Source organism: Caulobacter sp. HMWF025 (genome assembly GCF_003060965.1).
GTDB lineage: Bacteria > Pseudomonadota > Alphaproteobacteria > Caulobacterales > Caulobacteraceae > Caulobacter.
Window position 1 is genome coordinate 38,932 of the sequence record NZ_QAII01000105.1, and the last position, 10,657, is coordinate 49,588.

Genomic DNA, 10,657 nt, shown 5'->3' on the forward strand with positions numbered 1-10,657 from the left:
CTGCGGACCGCCCCCTGCCCATGAAGCCCGTTCAGGTCCTTAACGCCGCCGACCCGGCCTCGCTGGCGGCCTTTGACGAGATCATCGATGTGCGCAGTCCTGGCGAGTTCGCGCTCGACCATCTGCCCGGAGCCATAAACCTGCCGGTCCTCGACGATGCCCAGAGGGCCGAGGTCGGAACGATCTATGTCCAGGAGTCGCGGCTGAGGGCGAACCGGATCGGGGCGGCGCATGTGGCCCGAAACATAGCCCGCCACCTTGAGACGGCGCTTGCCGATCGGCCCGAAGGCTACCGGCCGCTGGTCTATTGCTGGAGGGGCGGCCAGCGTTCGAATGCCATGGCCACCATCCTGTCGCGGATCGGCTGGCGTACGACCGTCCTCGACGGCGGCTACCGCACCTATCGCCGCTGGGTGCAGGCGCGGCTCTATGAGGACGCCTGTGCCCTGTCGCTGATCCTGCTGGACGGCAATACCGGTTCGGCCAAGACGGCGATTCTAGAGCGCTTGCCGGCGCTGGGCGTGCAGATCCTGGATCTTGAAGCCCTGGCCTGCCATCGCGGCTCTCTGTTCGGGGCCGTGCCGGGTCAGCCCCAGCCGGACCAGAAGGCGTTCGAAAGCCGGTTGCTGGCGGCCCTCCAGGCCCTCGATCCTGCGCGCCCCGTCGTCGTCGAGGCCGAGTCGAGCAAGATCGGCAATCGCGTCGTGCCCCCTATGCTTTGGGAGGCGATGTGTCAGGCCTCGCGGATCGAGGTGACGGTCCCAAGGCCGGAGCGCGCACGTTATCTGGTCCAGGCCTATGGCGACATAGGCGCGCACCGGGAGGTGCTACTGGCCATTCTCGAAAAGCTGCCGGTGCATCCCAGCCAGAGGTGCCTGGGGGTCTGGCGCGAGATGGTTGAGCGAGGCGAACTGACCGACCTGGCCGAAGCCCTGATGGCCGCCCACTATGATCTGGCCTATGCCAGCGGACGCCGGAAGTCCGGGCAGGAGACTCTGAAAACGATCGGCCTGGAGCGGCTTGACGCTGCTGGCCTCGACGCCGCTGCGCGGGACCTAGCGACCTTTGTATCAGCGTGGAGGCCGCCCGGGACCTAGGCCCCGATCTGGGGCGGTGTCTCCGCGAGCTTGCGCACTGAAGGCGATGTGCGCCGGGCAACGATATGGCATAGGGTCTCGGCTCAGAGTCGAGGATGAGCCTGCCGGATGCGCGCGACGATCAAGGATGTGTCTGCCCTTGCCGGCGTCTCGACCAAAACTGTGTCGCGGGTTCTCAATCGGGAAAAATACGTTTCTGAAGACCTGCGGCAGCGGGTCGAGGGCGCGATGGCCCAGCTCAACTTTCAACCCAGCGCGGCAGCCCGCATGCTGGCGGGCAAGCGGAGTCACCAGATCGCCCTGGTCTACGGAAGCCAGAGCCCCCACTACATCCATCAGATCCAGACCGGCATCTGGGCGCGTTGCGTCGAGGAGGGGGTCCGGCTGTTGGCCCAGCCAAGTGACGCAGACTCACCCGACCTTGCCCTTGAGGTCGGCAGCCTGATCGACCAGACCCAGGTCGATGGCGTCATCCTCTCCGCGCCGGTCACAGATTCTGAGGCTGCGCTCGACGAGCTCGACCGCCGGCGCATGCCCTATGTTCGCATCTCGCCGGGTACGGATCATGGTCGTAGCTCGTCGGTGTCAATGGATGACGTCCAGGCCGCCGATGACATGACGAGTCACCTGATCGCGCTGGGGCACAAGCGCATTGGCTTCATCATCGGCCACACCAATCATGCGGCCAGCGACCTGCGACTGTTCGGCTATCGCCGGGCCCTGGATCGGGCGGGCCTTGCCTATGAGCCCAGATATGTCCGGCAGGGCTATTTCGACTTCGCTTCGGGCGAGGCGGCGGCAGAGATGTTGCTGGATCTGCCCAATGCCCCGACCGCCATATTCGCCAGCAATGACGACATGGCCGCCGGCGTCCTGGCCGTCGCCCACCGCCGGGGCCTGGCCCTGCCGGAGCAACTCTCGGTCGCCGGTTTCGATGACATCGCCCTGGCCGGCCAGATCTGGCCGCCGCTCACAACGGTAAGGCAGCCGACGCGGGAGATGGCCTATGCCGCAGCCGCGCTATTGTTCGAAGGGGTCGAGGGTCCGGTCCATCGCCGCATTGCCCACGAACTGGTGCTGCGGGCCTCGACTGCAGCACCGGGCGCCTGACAGAAAGTCGGGCTTTGAGGGCAGGGCGACCCTAGCCCGGTATCAGGACCTTCGCTGCCACGATGCTCAGGCCCAGGGCGATGAGCGTAGCGATGACGATCACCAGCAGCGGCTTCAGGCCATTCTGGGTCAGGGACTTCATGTTGGAGCGGATGCCGGTCGCCGTGACCGCACAGGCGAGCAGGGCGGCAGCCGTCTTGCTGGCCCCCTCGCCGAGGACCGGGGGAATGAAGCCGAAGGAGTTCACGGCGGCCAGTCCGAAAAACCCGATCACGAACCAGGGCAGGATCGGGCTGGTCACCTTCGAATCTGGATCCTTGGGCAGAAAAATCGCCACGACCATCATCGCGGGGGCGAGGAGAGCGACCCGTGTCAGCTTGACGATCGCCGCATTTTCTCCGGCGACCTGTGAGAAGGAATAGCCGGCCCCCAGGGCCTGGGCGACATCGTGGATTGACGCGCCGAGCAGGAAGCCGGCCTGTACGTCGCTGAGGTGCAGGTGGTGCGCCAGGACGGGGTAGACCGTCATGGCCAGAGCGCTCATGGCCGAGATGCCGACCAGGACCAGGGTCAACTGCGCCTGCGATGTGCGCCGCTCGCCGAGAAGGCTGGAGAAAGCCATTGCGGCGGATGCCCCGCAGATCGCGACTGCGCCACCACACAGGGCCCCGAAGGCTGCTGTGAAGCCGAAGCGGCGGGCGAGAAACACGCCGCTGGTCAGTGTGATCGCAACGATCGCCATGACGGCCAGGAGCGCAGCAGGACCCAGTTGAAGGATCTGGCTGAAGGTAATCCTCGTGGCGACCAGCACGATCCCCCAGCGGAGCAGGGTCCGTGAAGCAATGGTGAGGCCAGGCTCCAGCCGCTTGTCGTCAGCCAGAAAACTCATCGACAGTCCGAACAACAGACACATCAGGGTGAGGGGCGCGCCGTAGTGGTCGGAGACATAGGCTGCGGCCAGGGTTGCGAGGATCGCAACGGCGAGGCCTGGGGCATAAATGCTGCCCTTCTGCATGCTTTCCTCCGCAACCAACCGGAAAATACCGCCTGATGCTCCGGTCTAGCGCCAGATCGCGGTCTGACACCGTTATCATATTGCAGGCATGAGGCAACTGCGTGGGCCGATTTCCGTTCGGGGATGAGGCTTACCTTGTCCGATATCTGAAAGAGATTTGCTGTAAAAGAATATTTTAAAAATATACTTAAAATACAACTGTCCGTGAAGATTTTTTGTAGCTAATTTATATTTTAGTCATTATGCATTGTGGGTTTGCATATGAATAATACGGTCCATATCTGGGATAAATCGTGCAATTTCCGGGTATTCAATTAGTTCGGATCGATTCCTGGCACGGAAAATTTGGTGCGCTGCAGCGTTGCCAAGGCGCGCTGTCTCGGTAGTATGACAGCGATGACATACCTCAGCGCACCTTCCCGATCGCGGCCGCTCCATGATGGCGGGCCTGAAGTTTCGTCCCTCGCATGGGGCATGTGGCGGTTCCGCGGGGACGACGTCGCTGCCGCCAGATCGCTGGTTCTGGCAGCCCTCGACGCGGGTGTGACGCTTTTCGACACGGCGGACATCTACGGGCCGGACAATGGCGAAGGCTTCGGGGCGTCCGAGGCCCTCCTGGGCCGCGTCCTCGCTGAGACGCCAGGGCTGGCCAGCCGGATGGTCATCGCCACAAAGGGCGGGATTGTCATCGGCACGCCCTATAACTCCAGCGCGACCTACCTCGCATCAGCCATCGATGCGTCACTGACCCGACTGGGCGTCGAGCACGTCGCGCTGTGGCAGATTCACCGACCCGACATTCTGACCCACCCGGCGGAGGTGGCGCGTGCCCTTGAAGCGGCTCACGCGGCGGGCAAGATCGGGGCGGTCGGGGTGTCGAACTACACGCCCGCGCAGGTCGAAGCCCTGGCGGCTCACCTCGCGCTCCCGGTCGTGTCTTGCCAGCCGGAGTTTTCGCCCCTGGCCATCGGGCCGCTCACGGATGGTGTTCTGGATCAGGCCCTGACCCGCAACCTGACGGTGCTCGCCTGGTCGCCGCTTGGTGGCGGGCGTCTCGCGGCCCCGACCGACGCGCGTGGACGCGCTGTTTGCGCTGTGCTCGACGAGATCGCAGAGACCTACGATGTCTCCCGTTCGGCAGCGGCCTACAGCTGGATCATGGCGCATCCAGCCCGACCCATTCCCATCGTCGGCACCCAGACGCTGGCCCGAATTGCTGAAATCCCCGACGCCTACAAGCCGCGCTGGACGCGTACCGACTGGTACCGCGTCCTCGTCGCCTCCATGGGAGCTCCCTTGCCATGAGCCTTTCGTCTTCCACGCGCCCCCCTTGCGAGATCAGCTGGTTCTCCGCGCTCTGCGATGATGACTACGAGTTTTTGGGCGTTCCGGACCCCAAGCTGAAGTCGAGCTGGGAGCATTGCCGCGACATCGTCCTGCAGGCCGAGTCCGGTGGGTTCGACAACATTTTGCTGCCGTCAGGCTATGAGCTCGGCATCGATACAACGGCCTTTGCTGCGGGGATTGCCCCCATGCTTCGTCGCATGCGCCTGCTCATGGCCGTGCGGATCGGCGAGATGTGGCCGCCGCAACTGGTCCGTCAGATCGCCACCATTGACCGGATGCTGGGCGGTCGCCTGGCCATCAACATCATCTCTTCCGACATGCCCGGCGAAAAGCTGGCCTCGGGCCCGCGCTATGCCCGGACGGTCGAGGCGATGAGCATCCTCAAGACCATGCTGAACGGCGAGCCGCTGGATCACCAGGGTGAGTTCTGGAACCTGAAGCTGGACCCGCCCCGGGTGACGACGGTCTCGGGCAAGGCTCCCTCGCTGTACTTCGGCGGCCTGTCGGAAGACGCCCGCGAGGCCGCCGCCAAAGGCTGCGATGTCTTCCTGATGTGGCCGGACAAGAAGGAGGTGGTCGCCGCGATCATCGCCGACATGACCGAACGTGCGGCCCGCCATGGCCGGACCCTCCGCTTCGGCTATCGCGCCCACGTCGTCGTGCGTGACAGTGAAGCCGAGGCCCGTACGGCCGCCGATCGTCTGCTGAGCAAGCTGGATGAGGGCACAGGCGCAGCCATTCGCGCCAAGTCCCTGGATTCGACCTCGGTCGGGGTTCAGGCCCAGGCCGCCCTGCGCGAGAGCGCCAGTGATGACGGCTATGCCGAGGCCAATCTCTGGACCGGTGTGGGGCGTGCCCGTTCGGGTTGCGGTGCGGCGATCGTGGGGGACCCCGATCAGGTGCTGGCAAAGCTCAACGACTACCGCGAAATGGGGATCGAGGCCTTCATCCTCTCCGGCTATCCCCATGCGGCCGAGGCAGACCTCTTCGCCCGCCATGTCCTGCCGCACATCGACCACGGGCCCCTAGCCTAGTGCGCCGCTGATGCTCGTCTCGCAAAATGATCAGGCCGGCCGACGGCCGTTCGTCGTCGGTATCGGTGGCACGGCGGGCGGGCCCTCGTCGACCGAGCGGGCCCTGTCCATCGCCATGTCGGCGGTCGCCGCGCGCGGGGTGGGCACCCTGATCTTCGGCGGTGAATTTCTCGGACGTCTGCCGATCTTTGTGCCGAAGGCGCAGCGGACCCCCGAGGAACGCGAGCTTGTCGATGCGGTCCGACGCGCTGACGGCCTTCTGATCGCTTCGCCGGGTTACCACGGGTGCGTCTCGGGCATGGTCAAGAATGCCCTCGACCTGCTTGAGGAGACGGCCAAGGACAGCCGGGTCTATCTCAGCGGCATGCCGGTTGGACTGATCGTGACGGCCTATGGCTGGCAGGCCACCGGCGGCACGCTGTCGGCCCTTCGTTCGGTTGTGCACGCCCTGAGGGGCTGGCCGACACCGATGGCGGCCGCGATCAACAGCTCGATGTCGCGGTTCCGCGAAGACGGCACCTGCGAAGACCCTGCCGCGACCGGGCAACTCGGCCTGGTCGGCGACCAGGTTGCGGACTTTCTTCTAACACCCCGGAAGTCGGCATGACGGCGCTGGGACGGTCCTGCAAGGCCGCCCAGTTTTTCTAGAGAGACCAACGCCTCATCAAGAGGCGAGAACACCTACCCAAGAGGTAGGAATTAAGCAGTGGGAGGGACTAGAGAGATGAAGAATCAAACCCAACGGACGCGCATGCTGGTCGGCACTGCGCTCTCAAGCCTGGTTCTGGCAGGAGTCCTGGCGACGCCGGCGCTGGCCCAGACCGGCGATGATGCACCGGTTGTCGCCGAGGTCATCGTCACGGCGCAGAAGCGTTCGGAAAATCTCCAGAAGGTGCCGATCTCCATCAGCGTCGTCAGCGGCGAGGCGATGGAACGGGCCAATGTCAATTCGGCTGAACAGCTGATCCAGATGGCGCCGTCCCTGAGCTTCCGGAAGGGCAATTCCAACAAGGACTCGGCCCTGACCGTGCGTGGCGTAGGAACGATCTCCTTCGCATCCGGTGTCGAGCCGTCGGTTTCGACCGTCGTTGACGGCGTGGTCTATGCCCGCAGCGGCCAGGCCACGGCAGACTTCCTCGACCTCGAGCGCGTTGAAATCCTGCGCGGCCCCCAGGGAACCCTGTTCGGTAAAAACGCCTCTGCCGGCGTGATCAGCATGATCACCCGTGCGCCCAAGCATGAGCTGGACGGCTATGTCGACGCTTCCTACTATCAGGGTAATGAGTATCGGGTGCGCGGAGCGATCTCCGGCCCCCTAAGCGACACGGTCGCCGGCTCACTGGCGGCGTTCTTCAGCCACTATGACGGCAACGGCAAGAACGTCTTCAACGGCGACGACATCAACGGCTACGAGCACAATGGCCTGCGCGGCCGCCTGCGCTGGGAGCCCACTGAAGACCTGACGGTCGACTTCATCGCCGACTATTCGCACAACGTCGACAATGGCTATGCCGACAGCATCGGCACCGTTTTCTCAAGCGCCTTCAACGATGCGGTCTTCTCGCCGTCGCTCAGGCCGCTGACGCCGGGTGCCGGCAACAAGGACATCGACAACGACCAGTCGCCGTTGACCAAGGATATCAACAGCGGCTTCTCGACCCAGGTGAACTGGTCGATCGGCGACTATACCGTCACCTCGATCACCGCCTATCGCAACTGGAAGAACCAGCAGACGCGGGATGGCGACTTCCGCTCGGATTCCCCGACCTATGTCTCGACCGGGGCCCTGGCGGGTGACATCCGTTCTCATGACTATGGCCGGCTGAACTTTGACCAATTTACCCAGGAACTGCGGCTTGCCTCGCCGACCGGCCAGTTCCTCGAATACGTGGCCGGTCTCTATTACTACCACACCTGGGAGAGCAACTATTTCAACCGCACGGTCACCAAGTGCCTGAGCTCGACCCTCGCGCCTGTGACCCTGGGCGCTCTGGGTGCCGCTACCCCCTGTACCAAGGCCGCTTCGGTCTATGAGACCAATGCCGGTATCGGTGAATTCGCGACCACGCTGAAGAACTACGCAGCGTTCGGTCAGGGCACGCTGAACTTCTCGCCTAACCTGCGCGGTATCTTCGGTGCCCGCTGGACCCAGGACGAGATCGATTTCGTGCATCGCCGCCTCCGCACCTCGGGTGCCGCAGCCCTGAGCGGCGTCAACCCGACCTTCGCCGCCACCGGCGGGACAAAGGCTGACGGCTGGTCCGGCAAGCTGGGCGTCCAATACGACGTCGTGCCGACGATGATGGCCTACGGCAGCTATACCCGGGGCTACAAGGGCCCGGCGATGAACGTGTTCTTCAACATGCAGGCCAACGACAACTTCGGCATCGCGCCGGAAACGTCGGATGCCTATGAGGTGGGTCTGAAGTCGCGTCTGCTGGACGGTCGCCTTGTCCTGAACGTCTCGGCTTTCGACACGACCTACGACAACTTCCAGGCCAATAACCAGGACATGATCGGCACCACGGTCATTACCCGCCTGACCAACGCTGGATCCGTCAAAACCCAGGGCTTTGAAGCCGACTTCACCCTGGAGCCGGTGCGCAACCTGCGGATCAATGGCGGCTATGCCTATATCGACGCCAAGATCGACAAGTTCAAATGCCCGACCACGGGCACCTGCGCCGCGCTGGCCATCAACGGCAAGCCGCTGCCCTATTCATCCAAGCACAAGCTCTCGATGAACGGCAGCTACTTCATGCCGCTGGAAGGCCAGGCGTTCGATCTCGATTTCAATGTCGGCGCGCAATACCAGAGCAAGATGGGTTTCGACATCAACCAGAACCCGAATGCCGTCCAGAAAGGCTACGCCACGGCTGACGCCAGCGTCGCCTTTGTGGGCAAGAACAACCGCGTCCGACTGGCCCTCATCGCCAAGAACCTGACGGACGAAAACTTCGTCATCAACCGTATCCCCAACGGCACGTCCTTCCTTCGGCAGATCACGCCCCGGGATGCCGAGCGCTATTTCGGCGCGACGCTCCGTTACAACCTCTTCTAGATCTGTCCTGCAACTCGGGCCCGGCACCGCCTTCTCCCCTGCCGGGCCCGTCTTTTTCAGACTGAAACGCCCATCGCTCCGCCAGTCGCAGCGAGCCTTCGTCCGGAGTTCAGACGTGCTCAAGGTCATCGCCCTCGCGGATGGTTTCGAGATCCAGGCCGGCGGTCGCACGGTACTCCGTCATGCATCCGCAGAACCCTGCCTGTTCATCGGCCGGGGCGAAGCTGACGTTCAGATGCAACGCGGTAACTTCGCGATCTCCGACTATGTCAGTGAACGGATTCCACTTCGTTCAGCGACGCTGTCGCAGGACGACGACGGTTTAAAGGTCCGGTTCGCCGCATCAGAAGCTGGCCCGGCTGAACTGCTGATGGCCATTGGCGAGGAAGGCCACCTGAAGTTTCAGGGCGTGTCCGAGGCGATCAACCGGCTTTGGCTGAGAGTTCCGGCCACCAAGGACGAACATGTCTGGGGTGGTGGCGAACAGATGTCCTATTTCGACATGCGCGGCCGGCATTTCCCCTTGTGGACCTCCGAGCCGGGCGTGGGGCGAGACAAGTCGACCCAGCTGACCTGGATGGCGGACCAGGCCGGTGCCGGCGGCGACTACTTCCATACCAACTATCCGCAGCCGACCTTTGTTTCCTCCCGGCGCTATGCGCTGCACGTCGAGACGACGGCCTATTCAGCCTTTGATTTCCGGCATGCCGACTTCCATGAGATCGAGGTCTGGGCTGTTCCGGACGCTATCGAGCTCTTTGCGGGCGATACCTTCGTCGATCTGGTTGGAGTCCTTTCGGACCGGTTCGGACGCCAGCCGCCGTTGCCGGACTGGGTTCTGAACGGAGCCATTGTCGGGCTCAAGCAAGGCGCGGAAAGCTTTGATCGTCTTCAAGCCTATGTCGCCTCCGGAGCCGCCATCTCGGGGCTCTGGTGCGAGGACTGGGTCGGTCTGAGGATCACCTCGTTTGGCAAGCGCCTCTTCTGGGACTGGAAGTGGAATGCCGAGCGCTATCCCGGCCTGGATCATAAGATCACCGAACTCGCCGGGCAGGGCATCCGCTTCCTGGGTTACGTCAATCCCTATCTCTGCGTGGACGGGTCGCTGTTTCCGGTCGCGGAAAAGGCCGGCTACCTGGCCAGGCGCCTGGACAGTGACGCGACCTACCTCGTTGATTTCGGCGAGTTCGATTGCGGCGTCGTCGACTTCACCAATCCTGAAGCGGCCGACTGGTTCGCCGACACCATAATCGGCGGCGAAATGCTGGACTTCGGCCTGTCCGGATGGATGGCGGACTTTGGCGAGTATCTTCCCACCGATGTACGCCTCGCCAATGGCGTCGACGGCATGCTGATGCACAATGCCTGGCCGACCATCTGGGCCAAGGTCAATGCGGACGCGGTCGCCCGCCGGGGTAAGACAGGCGAGGCCCTGTTCTTCATGCGGGCCGGCTACACCGGCGTGCAGCGCTACTGCCCGCTGCTCTGGGCCGGGGATCAGTCCGTGGACTTCACCCGCCATGACGGCATTGGAACTGTCGTTTGCGCGGCCCTGTCATCAGGGCTTCTGGGCAACGCCTATCACCACAGTGACATCGGCGGCTACACCAGCCTGTTCGGCAATGTTCGTACGGCCGAGCTCCTGATGCGCTGGAGCGAGATGGCGGCCTTCACGGCCGTGATGCGCTCGCATGAGGGTAATCGGCCGGACCAGAACCTGCAGCTGGACCAGGATCCCGAAGTTCTCGCGCACTTTGCCCGGATGACCCGGATCTACCGGCACCTGGCACCCTACATCCGCTTCCTCGGCAACGAGGCATCGGAGGCGGGGCTGCCCCTGCAGCGGCCTCTCTTCCTGCACCATGAGGACGACGCACGGACCTATGCCGAGCAGACCCAGTACCTGTTCGGTCGCGACCTTCTGGTCGCCCCGGTTCTTGAGGCGGGCGTCCGCTCGCGCTCCGTCTACCTGCCTGCCGGGACCCAATGGATC

8 protein-coding genes are annotated in these 10,657 nt (G+C 63.7%); 7 read left to right on the top strand and 1 reads right to left on the bottom strand.

The window, feature by feature from the left end; translation table 11 throughout:
• Positions 1–20 precede the first annotated feature (20 nt).
• A complete protein-coding gene (gene mnmH / locus DBR10_RS11820; RefSeq protein ID WP_108490287.1) occupies positions 21–1,097 on the top strand; it encodes a tRNA 2-selenouridine(34) synthase MnmH in 1,077 nt (358 codons plus the stop codon).
• A gap of 108 nt (positions 1,098–1,205) precedes the next feature.
• A complete protein-coding gene (locus DBR10_RS11825; RefSeq protein ID WP_108490288.1) occupies positions 1,206–2,207 on the top strand; it encodes a LacI family DNA-binding transcriptional regulator in 1,002 nt (333 codons plus the stop codon).
• Positions 2,208–2,238: 31 nt separating this feature from the next.
• Here the strand turns inward: DBR10_RS11825 and DBR10_RS11830 are convergent, their stop codons facing one another.
• Positions 2,239–3,222 (bottom strand): YeiH family protein, encoded by a 984-nt coding sequence (locus DBR10_RS11830; RefSeq protein ID WP_108505129.1) that lies wholly within the window; start codon positions 3,220–3,222, stop codon positions 2,239–2,241.
• 474 nt (positions 3,223–3,696) lie between these two features.
• Here DBR10_RS11830 and DBR10_RS11835 point away from each other — a divergent pair, with 474 nt between their 5' ends.
• The 5 genes from DBR10_RS11835 to DBR10_RS11855 all read left to right on the top strand — a co-directional run.
• Positions 3,697–4,527: an aldo/keto reductase gene (locus DBR10_RS11835; protein WP_108504591.1), complete on the top strand. Its 831-nt coding sequence runs from the start codon at positions 3,697–3,699 to the stop codon at positions 4,525–4,527.
• Positions 4,524–5,603 (top strand): LLM class flavin-dependent oxidoreductase, encoded by a 1,080-nt coding sequence (locus tag DBR10_RS11840; protein ID WP_108504592.1) that lies wholly within the window; start codon positions 4,524–4,526, stop codon positions 5,601–5,603. The genes DBR10_RS11835 and DBR10_RS11840 overlap by 4 nt, the downstream gene beginning before the upstream one ends.
• Positions 5,604–5,613: 10 nt before the next feature.
• Entirely contained in the window at positions 5,614–6,210 is a 597-nt protein-coding gene (locus tag DBR10_RS11845; RefSeq protein WP_108556361.1) for an NADPH-dependent FMN reductase, read from the top strand.
• A gap of 117 nt (positions 6,211–6,327) precedes the next feature.
• Entirely contained in the window at positions 6,328–8,664 is a 2,337-nt protein-coding gene (locus DBR10_RS11850) for a TonB-dependent receptor (RefSeq protein ID WP_108556362.1), read from the top strand.
• A 115-nt stretch (positions 8,665–8,779) separates the two neighbouring features.
• On the top strand, positions 8,780–10,657 hold a 1,878-nt coding region (locus DBR10_RS11855), incomplete at its 3' end, for an alpha-glucosidase (RefSeq protein ID WP_199225332.1).

Coding starts and splice junctions, on each gene's coding strand:
- mnmH (WP_108490287.1), top strand. CDS start 21: ATGAAGCCCGTTCAGGTCCTTAACGCCGCCGACCCGGCCTCGCTGGCG.
- DBR10_RS11825 (WP_108490288.1), top strand. CDS start 1,206: ATGCGCGCGACGATCAAGGATGTGTCTGCCCTTGCCGGCGTCTCGACC.
- DBR10_RS11830 (WP_108505129.1), bottom strand. CDS start 3,222: ATGCAGAAGGGCAGCATTTATGCCCCAGGCCTCGCCGTTGCGATCCTC.
- DBR10_RS11835 (WP_108504591.1), top strand. CDS start 3,697: ATGTGGCGGTTCCGCGGGGACGACGTCGCTGCCGCCAGATCGCTGGTT.
- DBR10_RS11840 (WP_108504592.1), top strand. CDS start 4,524: ATGAGCCTTTCGTCTTCCACGCGCCCCCCTTGCGAGATCAGCTGGTTC.
- DBR10_RS11845 (WP_108556361.1), top strand. CDS start 5,614: ATGCTCGTCTCGCAAAATGATCAGGCCGGCCGACGGCCGTTCGTCGTC.
- DBR10_RS11850 (WP_108556362.1), top strand. CDS start 6,328: ATGAAGAATCAAACCCAACGGACGCGCATGCTGGTCGGCACTGCGCTC.